Source organism: Brevibacterium casei CIP 102111 (assembly GCF_900169275.1).
GTDB classification, from domain to species: Bacteria; Actinomycetota; Actinomycetes; order Actinomycetales; family Brevibacteriaceae; genus Brevibacterium; species Brevibacterium casei.
This window is the reverse complement of the sequence record NZ_FXZC01000002.1, coordinates 378,677-404,937: the sequence shown is the minus strand read 5'-3', so window position 1 is coordinate 404,937 and position 26,261 is coordinate 378,677. Positions and strand designations below refer to the sequence as shown.

At 69.3% G+C, this 26,261-nt stretch carries 27 protein-coding genes and 1 tRNA gene; 9 read left to right on the top strand and 19 right to left on the bottom strand.

Annotation, left to right across the window (positions count from 1 at the left end; genetic code table 11):
• Positions 1 to 7 precede the first annotated feature (7 nt).
• From pafA to dop, 5 genes are read right to left on the bottom strand one after another with little or no spacing between them, the layout of a single operon-like run.
• The gene (pafA, locus tag BC102111_RS05490; RefSeq protein ID WP_101623753.1) at positions 8 to 1,411 is read right to left on the bottom strand and encodes a Pup--protein ligase; all 1,404 of its coding nucleotides are present in this window, start codon (positions 1,409 to 1,411) and stop codon (positions 8 to 10) included.
• Positions 1,411 to 2,100: a proteasome subunit alpha gene (gene prcA / locus BC102111_RS05485; RefSeq protein ID WP_101623752.1), complete on the bottom strand. Its 690-nt coding sequence runs from the start codon at positions 2,098 to 2,100 to the stop codon at positions 1,411 to 1,413. Before prcA ends, pafA begins: the two co-directional genes overlap by 1 nt.
• The gene (prcB, locus tag BC102111_RS05480; protein WP_009375810.1) at positions 2,097 to 2,897 is read right to left on the bottom strand and encodes a proteasome subunit beta; all 801 of its coding nucleotides are present in this window, start codon (positions 2,895 to 2,897) and stop codon (positions 2,097 to 2,099) included. The genes prcA and prcB overlap by 4 nt, the downstream gene beginning before the upstream one ends.
• A 1-nt stretch (position 2,898) precedes the next feature.
• Complete coding sequence (locus BC102111_RS05475) at positions 2,899 to 3,090, bottom strand: ubiquitin-like protein Pup (RefSeq protein ID WP_095375555.1); 192 nt, start codon at positions 3,088 to 3,090, stop codon at positions 2,899 to 2,901.
• The gene (gene dop / locus BC102111_RS05470; RefSeq protein ID WP_095375554.1) at positions 3,090 to 4,628 is read right to left on the bottom strand and encodes a depupylase/deamidase Dop; all 1,539 of its coding nucleotides are present in this window, start codon (positions 4,626 to 4,628) and stop codon (positions 3,090 to 3,092) included. The genes BC102111_RS05475 and dop overlap by 1 nt, the downstream gene beginning before the upstream one ends.
• Positions 4,629 to 4,660: 32 nt before the next feature.
• Here dop and BC102111_RS05465 point away from each other — a divergent pair, with 32 nt between their 5' ends.
• On the top strand, positions 4,661 to 5,056 hold the full coding sequence (locus tag BC102111_RS05465) for a DUF3054 domain-containing protein (protein ID WP_101623751.1): 396 nt from the start codon (positions 4,661 to 4,663) through the stop codon (positions 5,054 to 5,056).
• Between the two features lie 47 nt (positions 5,057 to 5,103).
• Here the strand turns inward: BC102111_RS05465 and arc are convergent, their stop codons facing one another.
• The 3 genes from arc to BC102111_RS05450 are packed head-to-tail and all read right to left on the bottom strand — an operon-like array spanning position 5,104 to position 8,961.
• Positions 5,104 to 6,753: a proteasome ATPase gene (gene arc, locus BC102111_RS05460; protein ID WP_095375553.1), complete on the bottom strand. Its 1,650-nt coding sequence runs from the start codon at positions 6,751 to 6,753 to the stop codon at positions 5,104 to 5,106.
• Positions 6,750 to 7,754, bottom strand: coding sequence for a tRNA (adenine-N1)-methyltransferase (locus tag BC102111_RS05455; RefSeq protein ID WP_095375552.1), 1,005 nt, complete (start codon positions 7,752 to 7,754; stop codon positions 6,750 to 6,752). Before BC102111_RS05455 ends, arc begins: the two co-directional genes overlap by 4 nt.
• Positions 7,755 to 7,800: 46 nt before the next feature.
• The gene (locus BC102111_RS05450) at positions 7,801 to 8,961 is read right to left on the bottom strand and encodes a site-2 protease family protein (RefSeq protein ID WP_009375825.1); all 1,161 of its coding nucleotides are present in this window, start codon (positions 8,959 to 8,961) and stop codon (positions 7,801 to 7,803) included.
• Between the two features lie 131 nt (positions 8,962 to 9,092).
• Between BC102111_RS05450 and BC102111_RS05445 the strand changes: the two genes are divergently transcribed.
• Positions 9,093 to 9,902 (top strand): RecB family exonuclease, encoded by an 810-nt coding sequence (locus BC102111_RS05445; protein ID WP_095375551.1) that lies wholly within the window; start codon positions 9,093 to 9,095, stop codon positions 9,900 to 9,902.
• On the opposite strand, the gene BC102111_RS05440 is transcribed toward BC102111_RS05445, so the two are convergent.
• Entirely contained in the window at positions 9,880 to 10,539 is a 660-nt protein-coding gene (locus BC102111_RS05440; protein ID WP_009375829.1) for an HAD family hydrolase, read from the bottom strand. The genes BC102111_RS05445 and BC102111_RS05440 overlap by 23 nt on opposite strands.
• A gap of 22 nt (positions 10,540 to 10,561) precedes the next feature.
• On the opposite strand from BC102111_RS05440, the gene BC102111_RS05435 reads away from it, so the two are divergent.
• Complete coding sequence (locus tag BC102111_RS05435) at positions 10,562 to 11,392, top strand: proteasome assembly chaperone family protein (RefSeq protein ID WP_095375550.1); 831 nt, start codon at positions 10,562 to 10,564, stop codon at positions 11,390 to 11,392.
• Between the two features lie 26 nt (positions 11,393 to 11,418).
• Here BC102111_RS05435 and mshC read toward each other — a convergent pair whose 3' ends face one another.
• The 3 genes from mshC to BC102111_RS05420 are packed head-to-tail and all read right to left on the bottom strand — an operon-like array spanning position 11,419 to position 14,102.
• Entirely contained in the window at positions 11,419 to 12,678 is a 1,260-nt protein-coding gene (gene mshC, locus BC102111_RS05430; RefSeq protein ID WP_101623750.1) for a cysteine--1-D-myo-inosityl 2-amino-2-deoxy-alpha-D-glucopyranoside ligase, read from the bottom strand.
• 40 nt (positions 12,679 to 12,718) lie between these two features.
• Positions 12,719 to 13,528: an SCO1664 family protein gene (locus BC102111_RS05425; RefSeq protein ID WP_095375548.1), complete on the bottom strand. Its 810-nt coding sequence runs from the start codon at positions 13,526 to 13,528 to the stop codon at positions 12,719 to 12,721.
• A gap of 10 nt (positions 13,529 to 13,538) precedes the next feature.
• Positions 13,539 to 14,102, bottom strand: a complete 564-nt coding sequence (locus tag BC102111_RS05420) for a DUF3090 domain-containing protein (protein WP_009375837.1) — start codon at positions 14,100 to 14,102, stop codon at positions 13,539 to 13,541.
• A 77-nt stretch (positions 14,103 to 14,179) separates the two neighbouring features.
• On the opposite strand from BC102111_RS05420, the gene BC102111_RS05415 reads away from it, so the two are divergent.
• A complete protein-coding gene (locus BC102111_RS05415; RefSeq protein ID WP_095375547.1) occupies positions 14,180 to 14,482 on the top strand; it encodes a hypothetical protein in 303 nt (100 codons plus the stop codon).
• 5 nt (positions 14,483 to 14,487) lie between these two features.
• On the opposite strand, the gene BC102111_RS05410 is transcribed toward BC102111_RS05415, so the two are convergent.
• Positions 14,488 to 15,387 (bottom strand): aldo/keto reductase, encoded by a 900-nt coding sequence (locus BC102111_RS05410; protein ID WP_095375546.1) that lies wholly within the window; start codon positions 15,385 to 15,387, stop codon positions 14,488 to 14,490.
• Between the two features lie 69 nt (positions 15,388 to 15,456).
• Here BC102111_RS05410 and BC102111_RS05405 point away from each other — a divergent pair, with 69 nt between their 5' ends.
• Positions 15,457 to 16,290 (top strand): undecaprenyl-diphosphate phosphatase, encoded by an 834-nt coding sequence (locus BC102111_RS05405; protein ID WP_095375545.1) that lies wholly within the window; start codon positions 15,457 to 15,459, stop codon positions 16,288 to 16,290.
• A gap of 3 nt (positions 16,291 to 16,293) precedes the next feature.
• Here the strand turns inward: BC102111_RS05405 and BC102111_RS05400 are convergent, their stop codons facing one another.
• Positions 16,294 to 17,034 (bottom strand): histidine phosphatase family protein, encoded by a 741-nt coding sequence (locus tag BC102111_RS05400; RefSeq protein WP_095375544.1) that lies wholly within the window; start codon positions 17,032 to 17,034, stop codon positions 16,294 to 16,296.
• A gap of 37 nt (positions 17,035 to 17,071) precedes the next feature.
• On the opposite strand from BC102111_RS05400, the gene BC102111_RS05395 reads away from it, so the two are divergent.
• Both BC102111_RS05395 and BC102111_RS05390 read left to right on the top strand, forming a co-directional pair.
• Positions 17,072 to 17,275, top strand: a complete 204-nt coding sequence (locus tag BC102111_RS05395; protein ID WP_176472425.1) for a DUF5703 family protein — start codon at positions 17,072 to 17,074, stop codon at positions 17,273 to 17,275.
• A 29-nt stretch (positions 17,276 to 17,304) separates the two neighbouring features.
• Complete coding sequence (locus BC102111_RS05390; RefSeq protein WP_223289874.1) at positions 17,305 to 18,282, top strand: DMT family transporter; 978 nt, start codon at positions 17,305 to 17,307, stop codon at positions 18,280 to 18,282.
• Here the strand turns inward: BC102111_RS05390 and BC102111_RS05385 are convergent.
• From BC102111_RS05385 to BC102111_RS05365, 5 genes are all read right to left on the bottom strand, one after another.
• A complete protein-coding gene (locus BC102111_RS05385; protein ID WP_095375542.1) occupies positions 18,236 to 19,543 on the bottom strand; it encodes a M20/M25/M40 family metallo-hydrolase in 1,308 nt (435 codons plus the stop codon). The two genes, BC102111_RS05390 and BC102111_RS05385, sit on opposite strands and share 47 nt — an antisense overlap.
• Positions 19,544 to 19,703: 160 nt before the next feature.
• Positions 19,704 to 19,791, bottom strand: a tRNA-Leu gene (locus BC102111_RS05380).
• 190 nt (positions 19,792 to 19,981) lie between these two features.
• Positions 19,982 to 20,827 carry a MaoC/PaaZ C-terminal domain-containing protein gene (locus tag BC102111_RS05375; RefSeq protein WP_095375541.1) on the bottom strand — a complete coding sequence of 282 codons (846 nt, stop codon included), beginning with the start codon at positions 20,825 to 20,827 and terminating at the stop codon, positions 19,982 to 19,984.
• A complete protein-coding gene (locus BC102111_RS05370) occupies positions 20,827 to 22,182 on the bottom strand; it encodes a 3-oxoacyl-ACP reductase (protein ID WP_095375540.1) in 1,356 nt (451 codons plus the stop codon). Before BC102111_RS05370 ends, BC102111_RS05375 begins: the two co-directional genes overlap by 1 nt.
• Positions 22,179 to 23,468 (bottom strand): acetyl-CoA C-acetyltransferase, encoded by a 1,290-nt coding sequence (locus BC102111_RS05365; RefSeq protein ID WP_009375861.1) that lies wholly within the window; start codon positions 23,466 to 23,468, stop codon positions 22,179 to 22,181. The genes BC102111_RS05370 and BC102111_RS05365 overlap by 4 nt, the downstream gene beginning before the upstream one ends.
• 58 nt (positions 23,469 to 23,526) lie before the next feature.
• Here BC102111_RS05365 and BC102111_RS05360 point away from each other — a divergent pair, with 58 nt between their 5' ends.
• Together BC102111_RS05360 and BC102111_RS05355 are read left to right on the top strand one after the other, a co-directional pair.
• On the top strand, positions 23,527 to 24,174 hold the full coding sequence (locus BC102111_RS05360) for a TetR/AcrR family transcriptional regulator (RefSeq protein WP_101623749.1): 648 nt from the start codon (positions 23,527 to 23,529) through the stop codon (positions 24,172 to 24,174).
• A 50-nt stretch (positions 24,175 to 24,224) separates the two neighbouring features.
• Positions 24,225 to 26,258 carry an acyl-CoA dehydrogenase family protein gene (locus tag BC102111_RS05355; RefSeq protein WP_009375868.1) on the top strand — a complete coding sequence of 678 codons (2,034 nt, stop codon included), beginning with the start codon at positions 24,225 to 24,227 and terminating at the stop codon, positions 26,256 to 26,258.
• The last annotated feature ends 3 nt before the right edge of the window (positions 26,259 to 26,261 follow it).

Below are 26,261 nucleotides of genomic sequence, written 5' to 3'. Positions count from 1 at the left end.
GTCGATCCTACAGGCCGGCGATGAGTGCCTCGGCCTGGGCATGCGTCGCGGAGAACGGGTCCTTGAGGGCGACCGCGCGCCCGGATTCGTCGTTGAGCCGCAGATGCACCCAGTCGACGGTGTAGTCGCGCCGGGCGTCGTGGGCGGCACGGATGAACGCGCCGCGGACCGCTGCCCGCGTCGTCTCGGGCGGTTCGTCCTTCGCCCGCGTGACCGCCTCCGCGGGGACGAGGCTCTTCGCCAGTCCCGCCGCCTCGAGTCTGGGGAAGAGTCCCGTGCCCGGGGTGATGTCGTGGTAGGCGATGTCGAGGCGCTGGATCTGCGCGTCGCCGATCCCGATCCCGCCGCGGGCCATCGCCCGGTCGATGAGCGCCTTCTTCATCACCCAGTCGATCTCCGTGTCGACGGACGAGAAGTCCTGGGTCTCGACGGCGCCGAGCATCCGCGTCCACAGGTCGATGACGTACGCGGCGAGGTCGTCGTCGCCGAGGCTGTGGTCCCCGGTCTCAACGAGGTGGGCCGCCCGGTCACGATAGTCACCGAGGAGTCCCAAGGGCGTCGTCACCGTCCCGTCGGTGCGCTCGAGCCGGGAACGGCCGGTGAGGTCGCGGGCGATGACCCGGATGTCGCGCACAGGGTGGCGCAGACCGTGGTCGGGGATCCGCGCCCCCTGCTCGATGAGGTCGAGCATGAGGACGGCGGAGCCGAGTTTGAGCGCCGAGGTGGCCGTCGACATCGAGGAGTCGCCGACGATGACGTGGAGCCTGCGGTACTTCTCCGCATCGGCGTGGGGTTCGTCGCGGGCGTTGATGATCGGCCGCGACCGGGTCGTCGCCGAGGACAGCCCCTCCCACATGACGTCGGAGCGAGCGGAGAGGCCGTAGGTGAGCTCGCCGCGGTCGGCGTCCTCATCGGGGCTGAGACTCGAGGTCCGCGGGATGATCGCGCCCGCCCCGACGAGGAGCTGCCGGGTGACGAGGAAGGGCAGGAGGACGGTCGTGAGCCGGTTGAAGTCGAGCCCGCGGCGGATGAGGAAGTTCTCGTGGGAGCCGTAGGAGTTGCCCGCGGCGTCCGTGTTGTTCTTGACCATGTGGATCCGCCCGGACAGGCCGTCGGTGTCCATGCTCGCCTGCGCCTTCTGAAGCAGGTCGATCATGTGGGCCTCCCCCGCCCGATCCTGGGCGAGGAGATCGCCGAGGCTGTCGCATTCGGCCGTTGCGTACTCCGGGTGGGAGCCGACGTCGAGGTAGAGGCGCGACCCGTTGGGCAGGAAGACGTTCGACGAACGCCCCCATTCGACGACGGGGCGGAAGAGGTAGCGGGCGATCTCCTCGGGACCGATGCGCTTGTGGTCCTCCCCCGGCGTGTGGGCGAGGCCGTACTCGGTCTCGAGTCCGTAGATCCGCGCCATCAGGCGCTCCGGAGCTCGGCGACCGCGGCATCGGAGAGCCTGCGGAACTTCCGGTGCCCGGCGACCTCGCGGTCGAGGACGGCGGCTTCGAGGTCGTCGACGGCAAGCGGTCCCGTCGTCGTTGCGGCCAGCGCGTCGATGCCGAGCCCGAGGACCTCGGGCAGCGGCTTCCGGCTCGTCACCACTCCCCGCAGACGCTCGGTGATCGCATCGGCCTGCCCGCCGATCGCCACGTGCTCGGTCTCGTCGATGACCGAACCGTCGTAGGTGATCCGATAGAGCTGGTCGTCGGCCGGGGTGTGGCCGAGTTCGGCGACGACGAGTTCGACCTCGAAGGGCTTCGACTCGGTGGTGAAGACGCCGGCGAGCGTCTGCGCGTACGCGTTCGTCAGTCCCCTGGCGGTGACGTCGCTGCGGTCGTAGGAGTATCCGCGCAGGTCGGCGTAGCGGACGCCCGCCTGGCGCAGGGTCTCGAACTCGTTGTACTTGCCGACGGCGGCGAACCCGATGCGGTCGTAGATCTCGGCGATCTTGTGCAGCGTCGGCGAGGGGTTCTCGGCGAGGAGGACGATGCCCGTCTCGAAGCGGAGCACGACGACGGAGCGGCCGCGGGCGATGCCCTTGCGGGCGAAGTCCGCCCGATCCTTCATCAGCTGTTCGGGCGAGACGTAGAACGGGGCCTGGGTCATGACTGCGCCTTCCGCGTCCGCTCGGCGACCACCTCGGTGGCGGTGGCGAGCACCTGGGCTGCCGGGATCTGCGTGACCCCGGTGCCGAGTTCGACGGTGAAGACCGTCGGGGCGATGGCCCGGACGAAGTCGGGTCCTCCCGTCGCCGAGTCGTCGTCGGCGGCGTCGAAGAGCGCTTCGACGGCGACGGCGATCGCCGCTTCGGTCTCGAGCGCCGGTTCCCACAGCTTCTTCAGCGCTCCGCGGGCGAAGCCGGAGCCCGAGCCGATCGCATGGAAGCGGTGCTCCTCGTACTTGCCGCCGGTGACGTCGAAGCTGAAGATCTGCCCGTCGGGCCGGGACTCGTCGACGCCGGCGAACATCGGCACGACGGAGAGTCCCTGCATCGCCAGGCCGAGGTTGCCGCGCAGCATCGCGGCGAGCCGGTTGGCCTTGCCGCCGAGGGAGAGGCGCGCGTCCTCGATCTTCTCGTAGTGTTCGAGTTCGAGCTGGAAGAGCCGGATGAGGTCGAGGGCGACACCGGCGGTCCCGGCGATGCCGATGACCGAGAAGTCGTCGGCGGGCCGCACCTTCTCCATCGCATGGGAGGCGATGAGGTTGCCGATCGTCGCCCTCCGGTCACCGGCCATGAGGATGCCGGATGCGGTGCGGAAGCAGATGATCGTCGTGCCCTCGGGCACCTCCGCACCGTGGTCCGCGCCGTTCCACCGGGGCAGGGCCTCGGGGGCGAGGTCACGCAGGAGGTCGGTCAGGGAGTTGCTCGTCGAGGAGAGGTACGCAGGAGGGAACCCTGCCATCTCATTGCCCGCCCTTCTGGACGAAGTTGCGGACGAACTCCTCGGCGTTGGATTCGAGGACGCTGTCGATCTCGTCGAGGATCGAGTCGACGTTCTCGGTGTTGATCTGCGCGGACACGGCCTGCGGCGGATCGACCGGGGGCTCGTCCCCGCCGGCGGAGTGGTCCTTGTTGATCTGCTCGTTCGAACTCATCACAGCCTTCTCTCTTGCGTCTTCGCGCTCAGTCTAGTCACTCCGAGACGACGGAGCAGGGTGGGTGCGTCGTCGACTCCCGCCAGCCGGTCCTCGAGCAGCGCACGGGTGCCCTTGCGCGGTTCGCTCATCGGCAGGCGCACAAGCCCGTATTCGCCGGCGTCGAGGACGAGGGAGTCCCAGCTCGCGGCGACGAGGGAGGCGGAGAACCGGGTGACCGCGAGCGAGCGGAGGTAGGCGCGGGTCCCCTCGGGCGGGGTGACGACGGCGGCTTCGACCTCGGCGTCCGTGGTCAGCCGCGTGATCCGCCCGGCCCGTTCGAGTTTGTGGAAGAGGCCCTTCTCGGGCCGGACGTCATGGTACTGGACGTCGATGAGGCCGAGCTTCGGATGGTCCCACTCGAGGCCCTCCCGCTGCCGGTAGCCCTCGAGGAGGACCCATTTGGCGACCCAGTCGATCGAGTCGGCAAGCGACTTCGGGTCGGCGGCGAGCCCGTCGAGGAAGCGGCGCCATTCGGCGAGCACTTCGGCGGTCTCCGGGTCGTCGTCGGCGTGCTCGCTGCACGCGGCGAAGTAGAGCTCCTGGATCTCCAGGGCGCTCAGGCTGGTGCCGTCGGCAAGCGGCAGCCGTGCGCTCAGGGTGAGGTCCCTGCTGACGTCCCAGAGCGACTGGAGGGGGTCGGCGAGTTCGAGGCGGGGGGCGAGTCCCTGCTCGATGAGGCCGAGGACGAGCGCGGTGCTGCCGAAGCGGACGAGGGTGGCGGGTTCGGCCAGCGTGGCGTCGCCGATGATGACGTGGAGCCGGCGGTACTTCTCCGGGTCGGCGTGGGGTTCGTCACGGGTGTTGACGATGGGCCGGCGCAGGGTCGTCTCGAGCCCGACCTGGGCTTCGAAGAAGTCCGCGCGCGAGGAGATCTGGTAGCCCGGCGTCTCCCCTTCACGTCCGAGCCCGACCCGGCCGGAGCCGCAGAGGATCTGGCGGGTGACGAAGAACGGGATGAGTCCGGCGACGAGGTCGTCGAAGTCGACGGCGCGGTCGACGAGGTAGTTCTCGTGTGTGCCGTACGACGCGCCCTTCGAGTCGGTGTTGTTCTTGTAGAGGTTGACCGGAGCGGCCGAGCGCTCGAGCCGACGCACCGAGTCGAGGGCGACGAGATCGCCCGCGCGGTCGTAGGTGACGAGGTCGCGCGGGGTGAGCACCTCCGGGGAGGAGTACTCGGGGTGGGCGTGGTCGACGTAGTAGCGCGCGCCGTTCTCGGTGACGACGTTGGCCAGGTATTCGGCTTCGACCGCTTCGGCGGGCAGGTGCGTGAGCTGGGAGGCGTCGGCATCGGCGACGTTCATGAGGAACCCGCGGGCGTCGGCGAGCGGTGACTCGGTCTCGAAGTCCCAGAAGCTCTGCGAGGACTTCAGTCCTCGCGGGCCCGCATAGGCGTCGACGACACGCGCCGAGTCCCGCATCGGATTGGCCCCCGGATTGCCCGGCTGGCTCAGCCCGAACTCCGTCTCCGATCCCATCACCCGGTGCACGGTGACCATGTCCACTCCTCCAAACGTCTAGACTCGCCTACGTGGCAGCGAAGAAATCCCATCTCCCCATCGCCCTCGTCGTCGACCTCGTGCTCGTCGTCCTCTTCACCATCATCGGTCATTACACGCACTCCGGGAATCTCGATCCCCAGGGGCTGCTCACGACCGCGTGGCCGTTCCTCGCCGGTCTCGGCGTCGCGTGGGTGCTCACCGCGGTCTGGGACCGCCCCCTGTCCCCGCTCCACTCGGGCACCGGCATCTGGGCGATCACCGTCCTCGTCGGCCTCCTCCTGCGCGGTCTCACCGGGGCCGGCGGGGATCCCGGGTCGGTTCCGGTGAGCTTCATGGTCGTCGCCTCCGTCCTCAACCTCATCACCCTCGTCGGCTGGAGGATCATCGCCACCGCAGTCGCCGGGGGAAGCCACACCCGCCGCTAGAACAGGACGCCTGCGACCGGGCGGCCCGGTCAGCGCAGGCGAACGGCTCAGAGCAGATCCGCGTCCGGCGTCGCCTCGGCGATCTCGGACTCGAGCGCCGGGGCTCCCCGGGTGGTGTCGAGGTGCATCATCCGCAGGTGCGTGACCCTCTCCCCCTTGCGCCCGGAGATCCGCGCCCACTCGTCGGGGTTCGTCGTGTTGGGCAGGTCCTCGTGCTCGCTGAACTCCTCGGCGATCGCCTCGGCGAAGTGCTCCGGATGGAGTCCGCGCTCCCCCGTCTCGAGCAGCGATTTGATCGCTCCCTTCTTCGCCCGGTCGACGATGTTGTGGATCATCGCCCCGGACGCGAAGTCGGAGAAGTGGAGGACCTCTCGGGACCCGTCGGCATAGGTCGCCTCGACGAACTCGTTCTCCGGAGTCGCGGCGTACATCCGCTCGACGCAGAAGTCGATGAGCGCGGTCACCGCAGGCTCCGGGCCGCCGTGTTCGGCGACGAGCGCGGGATGCAGCGGCAGCTCCGCGGTGAGGTACTTCCCGAAGATGTCGCGGGCGGCCTCGGCGTCCGGACGTTCGATGCGGATCTTCACATCGAGGCGCCCGGGACGCAGGATCGCGGGATCGATGAGGTCCTCGCGGTTCGAGGCGCCGATGACGATGACGTTGTCGAGCTGTTCGACGCCGTCGATCTCGGTGAGCAGCTGCGGAACGATCGTCGTCTCGACGTCGGAGGACTTGCCCGTGCCGCGGGTGCGGAAGAGCGACTCCATCTCGTCGAAGAAGACGACGACCGGGAACCCGGCGGAGGCCTTCTCGCGGGCGCGGGCGAAGATCAGGCGCAGCTGCCGCTCCGTCTCACCGACGTACTTGTCGAGCAGCTCGGGGCCCTTGATGTTGAGGAAGTACGTCCGCCTGGCCTGCGCGGCCGTGGTCCTCTCCGCCAGCGAGTTCGCCACGGCCTTGGCGATGAGCGTCTTGCCGCAGCCGGGAGGACCGTAGAGGAGGATCCCCTTGGGCGGCTTGAGACCGTGCTCGGTGTAGAGCTGCGGATGTTCGAAGGGCAGTTCGACGGCGTCCTGGATCTGACCGATCTGGTCGGCGAGACCGCCGATGTCGGAGTACGTGATGTCCGGGACCTCTTCGAGCAGGAGCGAGGAGACCTCGGGCTTCTCGACGACCTCGAGCGCGTAGTGGGTGCGGGAGTCGACGACGACGGCATCGCCGAGGCGCAGGCCGGAGTCGATGAGCTCCTGGGTGAGCACGTAGACCTGCTCGTCGTCACCCGGAGCGCCGACGAGGATGCGGGTGTCGTCGACGAACTCACGGACGGTGACGACGCTGCCGACCGCGGCGAAGTCCCCGGTGCCGATGATGACGAGGCCTTCGGAGAGGAGGACATCGGAGCCGGGGGTCAGGTGCTTCGGCTCGACCTCGGGTCCGACGGCCAGACGCATGCGCCGGCCGCCGACGATGACGTCGCCGGTGAGTCCGTCGGATGCCAGCGCCACGAGGGTGCCCCAGCTGTTCGGCGGCTCGGTCAGCCGCCGGGCCTCCTCCTTGATCCTCCCGAGCTCCTCCCTGGCGGTGCGCAGGGTCGTCGAGAGGGCCTCGTTGCGCTTGCCCGCACTGTAGAGCTGCTGGCGCAGCGAAGCGGTGTCCTCGCGCAGCTTCCTCACCTCAGGGGTGGACGTCTCGGTCATCGCTCCTCCTCCTTGTGCTCCAGTCGCCTGCCGGCCTCACGCATCACCCGCCGCAGCTTCTTCCCCGTGGCCACCCGGGTGCCGATGGCCGTCTCCGTCACCTCGCCGCCGGTCCAGGCGTCGACGTCGGCGGGTGAGGCCGGCGCCCCCTGCGGGCGCTTCTTCTTCTCCAGTGGCGCACTGCCCGGGGCCATCCGGCGGGCGATGACGAGGAATCCGGTGTGGGCGATCATCCGATGGTCGGGTCGCACGGCGAGTCCGTCGACGTGCCAGCCGCGGACCATCGACTCCATCGCGTTGGGCTCGCTGAAGCACCCCGATGCGCGCACGGCCTCGACGAAGCGCGAGAGCTGGGGGACGGTGGCGACATAGGCGATGACGGCGCCGCCCGGAGCCAGCGCCGTGCTCACGGACTCGAGCACCGTCCACGGGGTGAGCATGTCGAGGACGACGCGGTCGACGGTGCCGGGGGCGAACTCCTCGGGCAGGCGCTCGGCGAGATCGCCGACGGACACCGCCCAGTTCTCCGGTCGGCCGTCGAAGAAGTCGGCGATGTTGCCCGCCGCGATCTCCGCGAACTCCTCCCGGAGCTCGAACGAGTGGACGCGGCCCTCCGGCCCGACGGCGCGCAGCAGGGCGATCGACAGGGCGCCTGAGCCGACGCCCGCCTCGACGACGGCGGCTCCCGGGCGGATGTCGCCGAGGGTGACGATGAGACCCGAATCCTTCGGGTAGACGACTGCGGCGCCGCGGGGCATCGAGAGGACGAAGTCCTCGTAGAAGGGGCGGAAGACCTGGAAGTCGACTCCGCCCGAGTTCGTCACCACGATGCCCTCGGGACGGCCGATGATCTCGTCGTGGCCGATGAGGCCCTTGTGCGTGTGGAACACCTCGCCCGCGGCGAGCACGATGGTGTGCATCCGGCCCTTGGGATCGGTGAGCTGGATCTTCTCCCCCGCCTGGAGCACGGCTGCGGCGGGGATCGTCTCTGGCTGCGTCATGATGCTTCTACTCTACGCTGGTGAGGTGTGCCTTACGCACACCGGTTCAGGCTGCGAGAAGCTCGTCGAAGAACTCCTGCAGATCGATCACGCCGATGAGCGTGTTGCCGTCCATGACCAGGCAGAACTGCGCTTTGGGACGGTGGGTGAGGGACTCGAGGAGGTGCGGGGCGGTGATGTCCTTGGGCACCCCGATCCATCCGGCAAGGGGACGTGCCACGTCGCCGGCGGGGATCCGCGCCGAGGATTCGGCCAGTCGCCCTGCCGCGGCGTGGCGGTCGACGAGGCCGTAGGGCAGGCCCTTCTGGTCGAGGACGACGATGAGCGTGCGCTCCTTCGCGTTCCCCAGCGTGTTCGCGTAGTCGAGCGTGTCGGCGAGGTCGGCGTCCCACGTCGCGGCGATCGCCGGCTGGATGACCTGGGAGAGGTCGTAGGTCTCCATCTTCCGCGCCCGCTTGGCATGGGTGGCGGCATCGCCTGCGGAGAACCACAGCATGATCGCGATGAGCGACATCCACGCGACATTGAGCGGATCGGGCCGCTGACCGGCGAGCAGCGGGGTGATGACCGACCAGCCGATGAACCCGGCGGCGATGATCCGTCCCACCCAGCTCGCGACGATGGTGCCGAGGTACTGGGAACCGGTGATCCGCCACATCAGCGCCTGCAGCGCCCAGCCGCCGTCGAGCGGGATGCCCGGCAGCAGATTGATCGCGCCGAGGGCGACGTTGGCGAACGTGACGGCGATGAGGAGCAGCCACGGCACCGAGGACGGGGTGACCGCGCTCAGGCACCACCAGCCGAGCAGGGCGAGGACGATGTTGACGATGGGGCCGACGATGGAGATGACGAAGCTCGTCATCGCCGCCTTGTCCCGCGGGTTGTCGACCTGGGGTTCGAAGCGGGTGAACCCGCCCCAGATGTTCAGCTCGATCGCTGCGACCTTCTGCCCGTAGAACTGCCCGGCCACGCCGTGGGCGAGCTCGTGGAGGAACACCGAGGCGAAGAGGAGGACGGCGTAGGCGAACGCCACCGCCCACGACCAGATGCCGAGGTCGGGGCGGACGGTGAGCACCCAGGGGGCGAAGAGGATGGTGATGACGATCGCCGCGAGGAACCACGACCAGGCCAGGATCACCGGGGCACCGAGGACGGTGCCGAGGCGCAGACCGGAGGAGGCACCGGTCTGGTGGTTCTTCACGGCCATCGCAGGACATCCTCAGATCGGTTGGGGTCGGGACTACTCAGCCTAACAGCGACAGGTGGCTTCACCATGTCAGACGCGTCGTGTCCGCTCAACTCGGCGCCCATGTCAGACCCCCTGGCTAGAGTGGTCCCATGGCCGAGCTCACCAGTCTCTCACCGTCCCGCGCGAACGACTTCGTCCAGTGCCCTCTGAAGTTCCGGTTCCGCAGCATCGACAGGCTCCCCGAACCGCCCTCACAGGCGGCATTCAAGGGCACGCTCGTCCATTCGGTGCTCGAGCAGCTCTTCACCCTGCCCGCCGCCGAGCGGACCGAGGAGGCGGCTGCGGCGATGCTCCGCCCGAGCTGGGAGGCGCTCATCGAGAAGGACCCCGACGTCCTCGAACTCTTCGTCCACGAGGGCGAGAGGGAGACGTTCCTCACATCGGCGCGTTCCCTCATCGGCGCGTACTTCACCCTCGAGTTCCCCGAACACCTCGAACCGGAGTCGACGGAGAAGTACGTGACGACGACGCTCGACTCGGGGCTCGAGCTGCGCGGGTTCATCGACCGGGTCGACGTCGCCCCCGGCGGGGAGAAGCGGCTCGTCGACTACAAGACGGGCAGGCAGCCGAAACCGCAGTACGGACGGGAGGCGAAGTTCCAGATGGGCTTCTACGCCCTCGTCGAGTACCGGCTCACCGGCGAGCTCGTCCACACGCTCCAGCTCATGTACCTCGGTTCGCGCAGCGTCCTCAAGTCGCATCCGACGATGGCCGACATCGAGGGCAGCGAGTTCGAGATCGATGCGATCTGGAAGGACATCGTCGCCTCCGCCGAGTCCGACCGCTGGCGTCCGCGCAAGTCCCCGCTGTGCAACTGGTGCTCGTTCAAGCCGCTCTGCCCGGCGTGGGGCAATGAGGCTCCGCCGACCCCGGAGATCACGCGGATAGTCGGGACGTGACCGTGCGCAGGTCGTCGACGCCGCGTCCGGCCAGGCTCGGCCAGAGCGTCGTCCCCGGCGCCGGGTCGAGGTCGACGAGGTGCGGGATGCCGACGGCGATCGTCCCCGCCGCCTCCGCGCTGGCCAGGCCCGGACGCGAGTCCTCGAGGGCAACGCACTCGGACGGGTCGACCCCGAGCAGGGCGGCGCCTGCGAGGTAGGGCTCCGGGTCGGGTTTGCCGGCGGCCACGTCGTCGCCGGCGACGAGGCCTGCGAAGCTGCCGGGCGGGCACGCGGCGATGACCGCCTCGGCGAGGCTGCGGTAGGACATCGTCACCATCACGCACGGGATGCCCGCCTCCCGCAGCTCCTCGAGCAGCTCGAGGGCGCCGGGACGGAACGGCACGCTCCGGCGGATGCGCGCGATGACGCCGTCGAGCAGGGTCTCGACGATGACGGGGGCGGGCAGGTCGAGACCCGCGTCTCGCATCATCGATGCCGAGGTGAGGAGATCGTTGCCGACGAACTCGAGTCCCTGCTCCTCGCTCCACGGCAGTCCGTGGGCGGCCATGAGCTCGGTCTCGGCCGCGATCCAGAAGGGCTCGGTGTCGACCAGGGTTCCGTCCATGTCCCAGAGGACTGCGGCAGGGTTCGTCATGGTTCCAGCGTAATCTGGTCGCATGACATTTCTCCCATCAGGTCACGGTGCGCTCGTCTTCATCGCGTTCGAGGGACAGGATGCCGACGCCTCGGAGGCCGCGAGCTCTCTGGTCAAGGACCTCATCGACGCCTGGGCGCTCGACGACAGCGAGATCCTCGACACCGACGGCTTCTACGAGTTCCGCTTCTCCGAGCCCGAGATCGAACGCGACGAGACGGGCAGGGCGACCATCGCGTGGCCCGGCGTCGAGGTCCACCGCGGAGAGCATGCAGGCACCCCGGTGACCGTCATCCACGGGCACGAACCCGGGCTCAAATGGCGGGAGTTCCTCTCCCTCATCCTCGCCGAGGTCGGTGAGGACGATTCCGTCGTCCTCCTCGGCGGACTCCACGCAGAGGTCCCGCACACCCGTCCCTTCCCCGTCGTCGCGAACACCGAGGACCCGGACCTCGCCGCCGCGCTCGGGATCGAGATCAACAGCTACTCCGGTCCCATCGGCATCCTCGGGCTCCTCGGGGTGGCGTGCTCATGGCGCGGGCTCAAGTCGATCAACCTCTGGGTCGGCGTGCCCGACTACTTGAGCGACTCGCCGTCGCCGAAGGCGGAACTCGCTCTCGTCCGCGCCGTCGAACGGACCACGGGAGTCGAGATCGACATCCCGATCCTCGAGGAGGAGAGCCGGGCCTGGGAGCTCGGCGCCGATGAGGTGGTCTCCGCGAATCCGCAGCTGAGCGATCTCGTCAAGGAGCTCGAGGAGCGCATCGACGCCACCGAGCTGCCCGAGGCCAGCGGCGAGGCGATCGCCGCGGAGTTCGAACGCTACCTGCGCGGACGCGGCCGGGACAGGTAGGCGGCCGGGACCGGCAGCACGCGGTCTCAGTCGCGCAGGCGGATCCCGAGGAGGGAGTCGACGGCGTCGGCGACGCGGTCGCCGCTGACCGCTCCGGCATCCCCTGCCGGCGAGTCCGCGTAGTGCTCGGCCCATTCGTCGAGGATCCCGAGCGCCCGCGGGCTGTCGAGGTCGTCGGCGAGGGCTTCGCGCAGCAGTGCGATGATGTGTCCGCGCAGGCCCTCCCGGCATTCGGCCTCGCGGTCTGCGGCATGTCGCCATGCAGCGAGCCGCTTCTCCGCCGCCTCGAGCAGCTCGGGGGTGAACATCCAGTCGCTGCGGTAGTGGTTGGACAGGAGCACCGTGCGGATGACCATGGGGTCGACGCCCTCGGCGAGCAGCTGGGAGACGAGGACGAGGTTGCCCTTCGACTTGCTCATCTTCTCGCCCTGGTAGCCGACCATGCCCGTGTGCATGTAGGTCTTCGCGAGCGGACGGTGGAGCCATGCCGCACTGTGCGCGGCCCCCATCTCGTGGTGGGGGAAGACGAGGTCGCTGCCCCCGCCCTGGACGTCGACGGGCAGTCCGGCCTTCTCCTCGGCGATGACCGTGCACTCGATGTGCCAGCCGGGTCGGCCCGGTCCGAGGCTGCCCCCGTCCCAGGACGGTTCGCCGTCACGCGCGGCCCGCCACAGCAGCGGGTCGAGCGGGTTCTCCTTGCCCGGGGTCTCCGGATCTCCGCCGCGTTCGGCCGACAGCCGCAGCATCGTCGCCGTGCCGTCGTGGCTGACGCTGCCGAAGGGCGGCTGGACCGGGGTGGCGACCCGGTAGTAGACGTCGCCGGTCTCGAGCGTGTACGCCGCTCCGGCCTCGATGAGCGCCGCGACCGCCTCGGCGATCTGCGGGATCGATTCGACGACGCCGACATAGTCCTGCGGCGGGACGACGCGCAGCGCCTCCATGTCGTCGCGGAAGAGCTGGATCTGGGAGTCGGCGAGTTCGCGCCAGTCGACGCCGGTGGCTTCCGCGCGTTCGAGGAGGGGGTCGTCGACGTCAGTGGTGTTCTGGACGTAGACGACGTCGAGTCCGGCGTCGCGCCACACCCGACCGAGCAGATCGAAGGCGACGTAGGTGGCCGCATGCCCGAGGTGGGTCGCATCGTAGGGGGTGATCCCGCAGACGTAGAGGGTCGCCGTCCCGTCCTTGCCGGTGAGCTTCCGAGGACTGCGCGCCCCCGTGTCGAAGACCGTGGGCAGGATGCCGGGGGTGGACAGAGAGGGCAGTTCGGGAGCGGACCAAGACTTCACGCAGACCAGCCTAACCGAGAGGCCGGGATTCGAGCATTTCCTAGATCGGGGGCCACGGGATGACCGTGCGATCCCCCGGAGGCTCGGGGAAGGCGCCGGCCTCGGTGAGAGCCACGGCGCGGTCAGTGAGGGCGCTGATCTCCGCGGGAGCCAGGCACTCGCCGAGGCTCTCAGCGAGCTCGTCGGGCATGGCGGAGACGGCCTGCAGGGCCGCCGTCTCCGCGGCATCGAACGCTTCGCCCACGAAGCCCCAGAGGACGGTGCGCAGCTTCTCGTCGGTGTGGAAGCTCAGTCCGTTGTCGATGCCGTAGGTGCTCTCGGCGTCGGGGTCGCCGGGCAGGGTGCTGCCGGTGATGATGTGTCCGGCCTTGCGGTCCGCGTTGCCGACGAGGAGGTCGAAGAAGGCGATGCGCCGCAGCCCCGCGCCGAGGCTGTGGGAGAGGACGAGGTCGCGTCCCTCCTCGGTGCGCAGAGCGAACATCGGCACGTACCCGTCGGGGATCTCGGCCACCCCGGTCAGTGCCACGGGGTCGTCGTCTCCGGCGTCCTCGACGTAGGCCTGCAGCGAGCCGGGTCCCGCCGGGAGGTCGGTGCGCAGGACGGTCGGGGGGACGACGCCGAGGTCGAGATGCCGGCTCAGTCGGTAGGACGCGACCTCCCGCAGCCCGAGCGTCCCGCGGGGGAAGTCCCGCAGCGGCCGCTCCCCCGACATCGGCTTGTAGACGGCTTTGAGTGTGTGCTCCCCGGATTCGACGACGACGAGGGAGGTGGCATTGCTCGCCCGTGGGATGTCGCCCATGAGCGTCGACTCGCCCTGGGTGAGAGCGGTCTCGATGAGGTCGCGGGTCATCCTCCGCGCTTCAGGCTCGGGCCACGCCGTTGGCGCGCGGGCAGAGGTGTCCCTCCGGCTCGAGCGGCAGCGAGCAGAACGGGCAGTCGCCGCGCCCGGCGGAGACGACCTGTTCGGCGCGGCGGGCGAACTCGCGGGCTCCGGCCGCGTCGAGGACGGTGCGCAGGACGTCGCGCTCGACCGCGTCGTCGTCGGGGTCGGCCGAGGTTCCCGCCTGCGCGTCCTCCTCGGTGAGTTCGAAGCATTCGACGACGAGTTCGTGGGCGACGGTGTCCCAGCCGAGGCTCATCGTCCCGACCCGGAACTCCGGGTCGATGGGGACGTTGAGACCGGCGTTGTCGATCCGGTCATCGATCGCCGTCTGCGGGACGCGGGCGGCGGGGTCCTTGATCATCACCATGTCGAGGAGCTCGGTGATGCGGTCGGCGAGAATCTCCACCTGCTCCTTCTCGACGATCACGGTCGTCAGCGCGGACCCGGACTTCGCCTGGAGGAGGAAGGTCCGCTCCCCCGGCAGACCGACCGTGCCGACGACGAAGCGATCAGGGGTGGGGTGATCGTAGAGTGAGGCCATGCCGTCTAGGGTAATTCAAAGCCGTCCTGCTCCCTCAACCCTAGGCTTCTCTCTCCCGCCTGGGATACATTTGAGTCATGAGCACAGATCCTCGTGAGGCCCTGGACGCATTCCTCGAAGCGGTGAGGGAGCACTTCGCCGCATCCGCGCACCGCAACGGAGACCAAGACCCTCGCGTCGAAGCCGCCTACATGGCACTCGCCGACGCCTTCGAGATCTACGAAGACGCCATCTACACCGCGTATGACGAGGTCACCCCCTTCGAGCTCTTCGACGATGTCGAGGATGCGAAGGCCGACGACGATGAGGACGAGGACTACGACGAGTTCGGCGTCGCCGACGATGACGACGACGAGGACGAGGTCGACCCCCGGAGGTGAGCCGCTCAGGAGATCTGCTCGAGCACCTCGGCGATCTCCGGGGCGAGGGCGACGTCGCTGTCAAGGATCTGCGCGAGCTGCTCGGGGGTGCGTGCTGAGACGAGCGTCGAGGCAATCCCGCGGTCTCGGTTGAAGGCCAGGGCGATGTCGGTCGTGCTCACGCCGAGCGCCCCCGCCGCCCGACGCACCCCGGCAAGCACCTTCGCCGACCGGTCGTCGAGGTAGGCGGAGACGTAGTCGGAGAGCTCCCCGGCCAGACGGGAGTCCTGCGGGGTCGCCCGCTGATACTTGTCCGTGAGCACGCCGCGCCCGAGGCCGGCTCCAGCGATGATCCCCACTCCCGCGTAGTCGGCGGCGGGGACGAGGTCGGCGTCGGCATCGCGGTTGAGCAGCGAGTACTCGGTGAGAGCACAGGCGATCGGGATGCCCGCACCGCGCATCTCTGCGAGCTGCCAGCCCGTGTGGTGGGAGACGCCGACGTAGCGGACGGTGCCGAGGGTGAGCAGGGTGTCGATCGCCGAGGCGGTCTCGGAGCGGTCGACCTCTTCGTCGAAGACGTCGAGGACGAGGATGTCGAGATGGTCGCGCCCCGTGTTCTCGAGCAGCCGACGCACCTGGTCGAGAATGCGGGCGCGCCCGAGGCCGAGCTCGATGTGGGAGGACTCACTGACCGAGACTCCGACCCGGCCGGCGAGCACGAGGTCATCGGGCAGGGTGAGCTGTCCGAGCACGGCGGCGGCGTGGAGGCCGGAGCTGGGGAGTTCGAGGAGATTCCCGCCCGCGGCGGCGAAGTCGTCGACGAGGCGCTGCGCCCCGTCCGCATCGACCCGGTGTCCCCATTCGAATGTGCCGAGGCCCACATCGCTGACGTCGAGACCGGTCGTGCCGAGGCGGTTGTGCTTCATGATTCTTGAGGTTACCCGATTCGCCGACTACCGTGGTCACGTTCCCCCACCCCCTTCTCAAGGAGACCCATGTACGACTGGCTCGTGGCCGCCGTGCTCGGAATCGTCCAGGCACTCACGGAATTCCTTCCGATCTCGTCGTCGGCGCACGTGCGCATCGTCGGGGAATGGCTGCTCCCGGGTCAGGACCCGGGCGCGTTCTTCACGGCGATCATCCAGATCGGCACGGAGGCCGCCGTCGTCGTCTACTTCTGGCACGACATCGTCTCCATCATCACCAAGTGGTGCAAGGCGCTGGTCGGCCGACACGATCGCAAGGACCCCGAGGTGCGGCTGGGCTGGCTCATCATCATCGGCTCGATCCCCATCGTCGTCATCGGCCTCCTCTTCGAGGACTACATCGAAGGCGCCTTCCGGAGCCTGTGGATCACGGCGACGATGCTCATCGTCTTCGGTCTCATCATCGGCTTCGCCGACTGGGTGGGCAAGAAGCAGTACACCCTCGATGACATGACGTGGGGGCAGGGCATCGTCTACGGTCTCGCGCAGGCACTCGCCGTCATTCCCGGCGTCTCCCGCTCCGGCGGGACGATCATGGCCGGTCGCTTCATGGGCTTCGAACGCCCGGCCGCCGCCCGCTATTCGTTCCTCCTCGCGATCCCCGCCGTCCTCGGTTCGGGCTTCTACGGGATCTACAAGAGCCTCGGGGCCAACGACATGGTCCTCGGCTGGGGACCGACGATCCTCGCGACCGTCATCTCCTTCGGGCTCGGCCTCGTCGTCATCCACTGGTTCCTCGGCTACATCAAGACCCGGTCGTTCGCGATCTTCGTGTGGTACCGGGTGGCGCTCGGCATCCTCATCTACATCCTGCTCGCCACGAACGTCCTCCAGCCGCTCTGAGGCTCACGCGAGCCCACCGCCGCCGGGCACCCCTGACACGGAGAGCCCGGCGGCGGTGATCGACATCGCTGTCATCACCGGCACGCGCCCCGTGTAATCGATGACGGTGAACGACCCGGGGGCCACCGACAGCCGCTGGAAGTCGTCGAGGGGCATGCCGAGCGCATCGGCGATGATCGCCTTGATGATGTCGCCGTGGGAGACGACCATCGCCCATTCGCGGAGGTCGCCGCCGTCCTTCCCAGCGTCTCCCCCGCCGCCGTCCTTCCCAGCCTCTTCGGCGCTCGCCTGCGCGGCCTCGCGCTTCGCCTCCTCGACAGCACGGAGTTCGGCGACGAGCCCGGCGACGCCGGCCACCGCACGATCTGCCGCCTCGGCGATCGACTCCCCACCGGGGAAGCGCATCTGCGAGGCCCGCTGCGCCACGGTCTCCCACTCGGGGGTGGTGACGAGATCCTCGAGGCGGCGCCCCGTCCAGTCGCCGTAGTCGAGTTCGATGAAGTCCTCGGCCACCTCCGTCGTTCCGAATCCGGCGAAGCGTGAGGCGATCGCCGCCGTCTCCGCGCACCGCGTGAGCGGGGAATGGAGGAGGCGGGAGAATTCGCTGCGCGGAAGCATCCGCAGTGTGTCCTCGAGAGCGCGGACTCCGTCCTCGGTCAGTGACACGCCGGGGGCGCGTCCGGCCAGTATCCCTGCCGTGTTCGCGCTCGAGAGTCCGTGCCTGAGGAGGACGATGACGGGCATACGATCCAGACTAGCCCACATCGTCTACAGTGGGCCTATGAAACGTCAGCGCCCGAGAATGACCTACGAGTACAGGTCGGTCTCCTTCTCCAAGGACGTCCCGCGCTCCGTCACGCTGCAGGAGCTCAACGACCAGGCCGAGTACGGCCAGTGGGAGCTTGCGCGGACCAGGATCACCGCGGGCGGCACCCGCACCGTGTGGCTGCGGCGCAAGATCATGCCGCTGCCTGCCGCCGGTTGACCGCAGCCCGCGGTTCCTCGGGCTCGGCTGTGCCCGGGGCATCCTCCCTCCTCACGCTGCTCACAGCGGGGTTCGTCACGATCGTCGCCGGTGCGGCGATGTCGCTCCAGGGGCGGGCGAACGGCCTACTCGGCCCCGTCCTCGGTCACGCGGTCTTCGCCGCCCTCGTCTCCTTCGCCACCGGTCTCCTCATCGTCGGTGCCGTGCTCGTCTGCTCACCACGGGCTCGGACCGGCACCGTCGTCCTCGTCCGTCTCGTGCGCTCCCGCAGGCTTCCGTGGTGGATGCTCCTCGGTGGACTCAGCGGGGCGCTCGTCGTCGTCGCACAGGCGACGACCGTGCCGATCATGGGCGTGGCGATGTTCACGATGGCCTTCGTCTCGGGTCAGGTCACCGGTGGACTCGTCGTCGACGCGACGAGGCTGCCGCCCGGTGGCCGACAGCGACCCACCCTGCTGCGCATCCTCGGCGTCCTCATCGTCCTGGCCGCCCTCGCCGTCGGCACCGAAGAGCGACTGGCGGGCGGAGTGCCGCTCTGGGCTCCCCTGCTGCCGTTCGCCTCGGGCACCCTCACCGCCGTCCAGCAGGCGTTCAACGGTCGGATCCGGGCCGTCTCCGGCTCGGCGCTCGTCGCGACCGCCGCGAACTTCGCGACGGGGCTGCTCGCCCTCGTCCTCGCCACCGCCCTCGTCATGGCCGCAGGTGCACGGTGGACGGACTTCCCCACCGCACCGGGTCAGTGGTGGCTGCTCCTCGGCGGGGCGTTCGGGGTCGTCTTCATCGGGCTGACCTCACTCACGGTCGCCCGCCTCGGCGTGCTCCTGCTCAGCCTCTTCTCGCTCTTCGGCAACCTGCTCGGGGCGATGCTCCTCGACGCCCTGCTGCCGCTGCCGGGCTCGCTCGTGAGCGTGACGACGGTGCTCAGCGCCGCAGGAGTGCTCGCGGGGATCGCGGTGACGATCACGCCTTCATCAGGAAGTCGCCGAGGACGCGGGTCCCGAACGTGAGGGCGTCGACGGGCACCCGCTCATCGACCCCGTGGAACATCGCGGGGAAGTCGAGGTCGCCGGTCAGGCGCAGCGGCGCGAAGCCGTAGCCGGCGATGCCGAGCTCGGACAGCGACTTGTTGTCGGTGCCTCCGGAGAGCGTGTACGGCAGGATCGCCGCCTCGGGGTCGGCGCTGCGCAGGCTCGCCTGCATCTGCGCGACGAGGGGAACCTCGAACGGGGCTTCGAGAGCGGGACCCTCCTCGTTGACCTCGATGTCGATGCCCTCCCCCGCGAGCTCCTTGATCGTGAGCATGACGTCCTCGTGCTGACCGGGCAGCGTGCGGCAGTCGACGTAGCCGGTCGCAGTCCCGGGGATGACGTTGTGCTTGTAGCCGGCGTCGAGGTAGGTCGGGTTCGACGTGTTCTGCAGAGTCGGGGCGACGAACTTCTCGACCGAGCCCAGTTCGGCGAGCAGTTCACCGATCGTCTCTGCGGTGAAGGGGATGCCGGTCATCTCGGAGACGCCTTCGAGCAGCTGCCGGGTCGCGATCGGGATCTCCTGCGGCCACTCGTGTTCGCCGATGCGCGCGATCGCCGCGGCGAGACGGGTGACGGGGTTGTCGTCGTTGCGCTGCGACCCGTGCCCGGCGGAGCCGTGGGCGATGAGGTTGAGCCAGGCGAGGCCCTTCTCCGCGGTCTGGATGAGGTAGACCCGCTGACCGCGGATGTCGACGGAGTAGCCGCCGACCTCGGAGACCGCCTCGGTGGCACCGCGGAAAAACTCGGGATGGTTGCGCACGACGTACCGGGCACCGTACTCACCGCCGGCCTCCTCGTCGGCGAAGAACGCGACGATGATGTCACGGCGCGGGGTCAGACCCTGGCGGACCATGTCACGCACGGAGGCGATGATCATCGCGTCCATGTCCTTCATGTCCACGGCGCCGCGGCCCCAGAGGAGCCCGTCCTTGATGGTGCCGGCGAAGGGGTCGACGCTCCAGTCCTCGGCGGCGGCCGGGACGACGTCGGTGTGACCGTGGACGACGAGCGCGGGAGCGGTCGCATCGGCACCGGGGATGCGCGTGACGAGGGACGCCCGGCCGGGAGCGGATTCGACGATCGTCGAGTCCAGCCCCACCTCGGCGAACCAGGACTCGATGAGCTCGGCGGCCGGCCGTTCGGGGTTGGCCTTGTTCCCGCCCCAGTTCTGCGTGTCGATGCGGATGAGCTGCTGGCACAGGGAGGTCACCTCGGCCTCGGCGATGCTGAAGTCGAACACTGTCGATCCCCTTCGTTGCGGCGTGCTGGACAGGATCCACGTTATCCCACACGCGACCGGACGCGAGGACCGGGTGCCGAGGACCGGGTGCGTGAGGACCGACAGTCCTGTGAATGCCGGAAGGCCCTCCCGGATCTCTCCGGGAGGGCCTTCCCTGTTGTGCGCGAAGGGGGACTTGAACCCCCACGTCCGATAAGTTGGACACTAGCACCTCAAGCTAGCGCGTCTACCAATTCCGCCACCCGCGCTGGCAACAGGAATTACTCTACACGCCATCTCCGGCGACGCAAAATCGAATCGGCACTATGTGAGCGACCCCACATGACGAGGCCCCTGACCACGGCGTTCATGCCGTCGTCAGGGGCTCGTCATGGGGCGTTCACCGACCCGCATTCGCGGGCTCACCGACCCGCTCACCGACGTGCTCGCCGTTGCCGGTCAGCCCTCGATCGCCTCGACGGAGGAGAGGACGTGCGGCTTGCCCTTGGCAGGGTCGAAGACCGCGAACCGGGCGCTCTCGTGTCGGTGGCCTGCAGTGAAGGCGAACCCGACCGTCGAGGGCAGGAGGATCGGCTTGGCGAACGAGACGTCCCACCGGTAGGCATCGAGCCTCGGGTCGGCGACCGCCAGCGCCCGGGATGCCGTGTACATGCCGTGGGCGATGACGCGGGGGAACCCGAAGCCGCGGGCGGCGAGCCCGTTGAGGTGGATCGGGTTGTAGTCCCCGGAGGCCTTCGCGTAGCGCTGTCCGATGATCGGGTCGAGCCGCCACAGCGCGGTCGGCCGCGGAGCGACGAAGTCCTCGCGCTCGGGCTGCTCCTGGGGTTTCGCCCCGTCGAGGTGCTTGCCCTTCGCGAGGTACGTCGTCGTCTCCGTCACGGCGAGTTCGCCGTCGACCGAGGCGCGCATGACGACGTCGATCGTCGTGCCCGCCGGGTGGGTGAAAGGTCCGGCGAGGGAGACGTTGAGGTCGACGACGTCACCGATGCGCACCGACCGGTGGACGTCCATCCGGTTGCGCACATGGACCATGCCCACCAGCGGCAGCGGCACCGCCGGGTCGGCGAGGAGCTGCATGCTCAGCGGGAACGCGAGGATGTGGAGGTAGCCGGGGTGGACGGTGTCGGTCAGCGGCGCCTCGACGACCCGGGTGAACCCGGCGTACGCGGTCGCTTCGAGGGCGACGCTGCGCCCGATCTCCCGGTCCGGGAGTGAGGCGCCCGGCTGCGGACCGAACGGCAGGGCCTTGACGAGGGCCTTCGCATAGACGGGAAGCATGCTCATCACGCACCCACCATGTTCTGACCGCACACCCGCAAGGTCTGTCCGTTGATCCCGCGCGCCGAGGCCGAGGCGAGGAACGCGATGGTCTCGGCGACGTCGACGGGCAGTCCGCCCTGCTGGAGGCTCGAGAGGCGACGGGCGACCTGACGGGTGAGCGCGGGCATCGCCGCGGTCATGTCGGTCTCGATGAACCCGGGGGCGACCGCATTGGCCGTGCCCCCGAGTGCCGCGAAGTCCCTCGCCGAGGCGGCCGTGAGTCCGATGACCCCCGCCTTCGACGTCGCGTAGTTCGTCTGCCCGCGGTTGCCCGCGATCCCCGAGGTCGAGGCCAGGGAGACGACCTGCGCTCCCTCGGCGAAGCGGCCCTCATCGAGCAGGCGGGCGTTGATCCGCGCCTGCGAGGCGATATTGACGGCGATGACGGAATCCCACCGGGAGGCGTCCATGTTCGCCAGCAGCTTGTCCCGGGTGATCCCCGCATTGTGGACGAGGATGTCGACGCGACCCCCGGCCGCCTCGGCGATGGCGTCGGCGGCACCGTCTGCGGTGATGTCGAGCTGCAGGGACTTCCCGCCGACGGCGTTGATCACCTGGGCCAGGGCCTGCCCGGCCTGGGGCATGTCGACGCCGATGATGTGGGCGCCGTCGCGGGCGAGGACACGGGCCACCTCGGCGCCGATGCCGCGGGCGGCACCGGTGACCACGGCCGTGCGCCCCGCCAGAGGGCCGTCCGTGCCGGTGGCGAGGAACTGCGCATCGGTGGCCGCGGTGCCGGCACCGGATCCGACGGTGAGGAACTGCCCGTCGACGTACGCGGACTTGCCCGAGAGGAGGAACCACAGGGCGGCGGTGACCGAAGGGGCGTCGATGCCGACGCCGGGTCCGAGCAGGATGCCGTTGGCCGTCGCACCCCGGCGCATCTCATGGGCGAGCGACCGGGTGAAGCCGGTCAGCCCCTGCGCGGTCGCGGCGAGCTGCGGGTCCTGCTCGTCCGGGTCGGGGGCCGGTGAGATCGTGACGACCCGGCCGCACTTCGCCAGCGAACGCAGCGCGCCGCCGACGGCGAGGACGGTCTCCGAGAGCCCCTCGGGGGTGGCTGCCTCGTCGAGGACGGCGATGATCGCCCGCAGCGATTCGCCCGGTGCCACGTGCCTGCGGACCTCGAAGCCGTTGTCGAGGAGAAGGTCGGCGATCGTCTGCGCGCCTGAGCCCGGACCGAGCACGAGCACGGGCTTGCGCCGGTACGACTCCGGAGTGGAGTCGAAGCGCTGGAGTTCGACGGGCTGGGGCAGCCCGAGTGTCTTGGCGACCTTGCCGAGCGGTCCGCTCATGAGGTCGAGGTAGGTGTCCTTCATGCTGCCTCCACGATCGCGGTGAGTCCCTGTCCGCCTGCGGCGCAGATCGAGACGAGGGAGCGCTTCTTTCCGGTGAGCTTGAGGTACTTCGCCGTCGTCGCGATGATGCGCCCGCCGGTGGCGGCGAAGGGGTGCCCGGCGGCGAGCGACGAGCCGAGCGGGTTGAGCTTCGTCCTGTCGATCGTGCCGAAGGGTCCGTCGAGGCCGAGCTTCTCGCGGCTGAACTCCTCGGACTCCCAGGCCGCGAGGTGGCAGAGGACGGTCGAGGCGAAGGCCTCGTGGATCTCGAAGACATCGAAGTCCTCGAACGTGAGCCCGTTGCGCGCGAGCAGGCGGGGCACCGCGTAGGCCGGGGCCATGAGGAGGCCCTCGGCGCCGTCGACGAAGTCCACGGCGGCGGCCTCGGCGTCGACGATCCGGGCCAGCGGGGTGAAGCCGTGGTCGGCGGCCCACTCCTCGCTGCCGAGCAGGACGGAGGCTGCGCCGTCGGTGAGCGGCGTCGAGTTGCCTGCGGTCATCGTCGCCGGCTCCGGCAGGCGCTTGCCGAAGACCGGGGAGAGCTTCGCGAGGGACTCGAGGCTCGAGTCGGCCCGGAGGTTCGTGTCCCGGCTCACCCCGAGGTAGGGGGTGACGAGGTCGTCGAAGAAGCCCTCGTCCCACGCGCGGGCAAGTCCCTGGTGGGAGGCCAGCGCGAGTTCGTCCTGCGCTTCCCGGCTGATCCCCCAGGCGGCGGTCGTGATCGCCTGGTGCTCACCCATGCTCAGGCCCGTCCGCGGCTCACCGGTCGACGGGGCCTGCGGAGCGAGGTAGGCGGGCCGGATCTGGGCGGCGATGCGCATCCGCTGGGTGAGCGTCTTAGCGCGGGAGAGTTCGAGGAGGATCTCGCGCAGCGAGTCCCCGACGACGATCGGGGCGTCGGAGGCGGAGTCGACGCCCGCGGCGATGCCGGACTCGATCTGTCCGGCGTTGATCTTGTTCGTCAGGCTCACGACGGTCTCGAGTCCGGTCGCACAGGCCTGGCCGATGTCGAAGGCCGGAGTCGTCGGGGACAGTGCCGATCCGAGCACGGCCTCACGGGTGAGGTTGAAGTCCTTCGAGTGCTTGAGCACGGCACCGCCGGCGACTTCGCCCATCGTCTCCCCGGCGAGGCCGAAGCGGGCGACGAGGCCGTCGATCGTCGAGGTGAGCATGTCGAGGTTGCTCGCCTTCGCGTACTGCTTGTTCGAGCGGGCGAAGGGGATGCGGTTGCCGCCGAGGATGACGGCGCGGTGGGTGGGAGCGGACATTGGCACCTCCGTTGAGTGGAATTAGCTGATACCGACAGTACCTGATACCGTCTGTAACATGAAATCGCTCACAGACGGCCGCTCGACGAGGTGGCAGGAGCACCGCGACTCCCGCCGGCGCGAGCTGCTGCGCACCGTCCGCCACGTCGTCGACGAACGCGGCGACGACCTCTCGATGGAGCAGATCTCGGAGTTCTCCGGGACGACGAAAGCCGTGCTCTACCGCTACTTCACCGATCGTGCGGGTCTCCAGGAGGCGATGGGCGACTGGGCGATGCAGGTGATCGCGAACTCCCTCGACGAAGCCAGCACCACCGTCGCCGACTCCGACGACGCACGACCCGTCGACCGCCGGGACACCCTCGAGGCGATGATCCGCGCCTTCGTCGGCCTCGCCGCGGGAGCACCGAACGTCTACCGGTTCTGCGACCAGGCCGTGGGCCGCTTCGATCCCGGCGAGCAGGGCGGTTTCTTCTCCGAGGTCGCCGACCTGCTGGCCGAACGCCTCGACCTCGACGTCACCGACTCTCGGTTCGACGGCGACGACGGCAGGCTCTGGGCGGCCGGCGCCATCGGCTTCGTCCGTGCCGCGACGGAGACCTGGCTCAAGTCACCGGGCTCCCCCGACGCCTTCGCCGCCTCGGTGAGCACGTGGCTCTGGGCCTCGCTGCCGCCCGAAGCCGGGGCGGCACTCCCAGCCCCCTGACCCCCTCAGCCCATCCACTCGTCCGCACCCATCAGATCAGGAGCATCCGCATGAACGACTTCGCCCTCGACCTCGATCCGACAGCCATCCAGACCATCCTCGACGGCGACTGGGCCGACGCCCGGCACCTCGGCAGGCAGCTCGCCCTCGATGAGACCACCCATCTCGACCCGGCCGACGACCTCGAGACGACCCGGGCGACGACGCTCACCGCCGTCGGACTCATGGCCGCCACCGAACTCCCCATGGCCGCGCTTCCCGCCGCCCTCGGCGGGACGAACGAACATGCGCGCACTGTCGCCGGGTTCGAGGAGACGGTGACCGCCTCGCCGAGCCTCCAGATCAAGGCCGGCGTCCAGTTCGGCCTCTTCGGCGGGGCGATTCTTCACCTCGGCAACCCCGACCAGCACGCGCAGTGGCTTGTGCCCGCCCAGAAGGGCCAGCTGCTCGGCTCGTTCGCGATGACCGAGATCGGCCACGGCTCCGACGTCGCGGCGATCGGCACGACCGCGACCTTCGACCCGGAGACCGACGAGTTCGTCATCGACACGCCCTTCACGGCGGCGACGAAGGAGTACATCGGCAACGCCGCGCGCGACGCCCGTGCCGCCGTCGTCTTCGCCCAGCTCATCACCGCAGGCGTCAACCACGGGGTGCATGCGCTCTTCGTGCCCGTGCGCACCGAGGCCGGAGAGCCGATGCCGGGCGTGAGCATCTCCGACGACGGCTTCAAGGGCGGACTCAGAGGCGTCGACAACGGACGCTTCGCCTTCGACGCGGTCCGCGTCCCGCGCACGAACCTCCTCGACCGCTACGGCGCTGTCGACGAGACCGGCGCCTACACCTCGCCGATCGACTCCCCCGGACGCCGGTTCTTCACGATGCTCGGCACCCTCGTCCAGGGCCGGGTCTCCCTCGACGGCGCCGCGGTCGTCGCGAGCAAGCTCGCCCTCGACATCGCCGTGCGCTACGGCCTCGAACGCAAGCAGTTCACGACCGTCGACGACTACACCGAGACGACCCTGCTCGACTACCAGCAGCACCAGCGCCGACTCATGCCCGCGCTCGCCGCGACCTACGCTTCGGCACTCGCCCACGAGAAGCTGCTCACCTCGTTCGAGGAGGTCTTCTCCGGGGCCGACGACAGCGAGGAGAACCGTGCCCTGCTCGAGACCCGAGCGGCGGCCTTCAAGGCCGATTCGACGTGGATGGCCCTCGACGTCATCCAGGAGTGCCGCGAGGCCTGCGGCGGGGCCGGCTTCATGGCCGAGAACCGCCTCGTCGGCCTCCGGGCGGACATGGACGTCTACGTCACCTTCGAGGGCGACAACACCGTCCTCCTCCAGCTCGTCGCCAAGCGCATCCTCGGCGACTACGCGAAGGAGTTCGCGCACATCGACGTCGGCGGCGCCGCCCGCTACATCGGCACTCAGGCCGCCGAACACACGCTCTACCGCACGGGTCTCGCCAACGCCGGACTCGCGATCTCCGACGTCTTCACCCCCAATCTCTCAGAGCGGCGGATCCGTTCGGGTCGTCTCCAGCGCACCCTCCTCGAATCCCGCCTCGAGGTCATGGTCTCCGGGCTGGCCGCTGCACTGCGCCCGGCGGCGAGGCTGTCCCCGGAGAAGGCCGCCGAGCTCTTCAACTCCCAGCAGCACGAACTCGTCGAGATGGCCCGCGCGTATGTCGAACTCGAGAAGTGGAAGGCCATCGACGAGGCGATGAAGGAGCAGAAGGACCCCGCGCAGGAGAAGATCTTCCGTCGCCTCCGCGACACCTACGGCCTCAGCCTCATCGAGAAGCACATGGGCTGGCACCTCATGTACGGTCGCCTCCCGATGTCGCGGGCCCGGCAGGTCGGCGAGACCCTCAACCGGCTGTGCGCGAAGCTCGCGGCCAACGCCCTCGACCTCGTCGACGCCTTCGGCTACGGCGATGATCACCGACGCGCGACGATCGCCACGGGCATCGAGGCCGAACGTCAGGCCGAGGCCGCCGCCTACTACCGTCGCGCCCGCGCCCAGCGGGACTACCCGGTCCCGGAGAAGCAGCTGCGGAAGACCGGTTCCCGCACCGCCTGAACC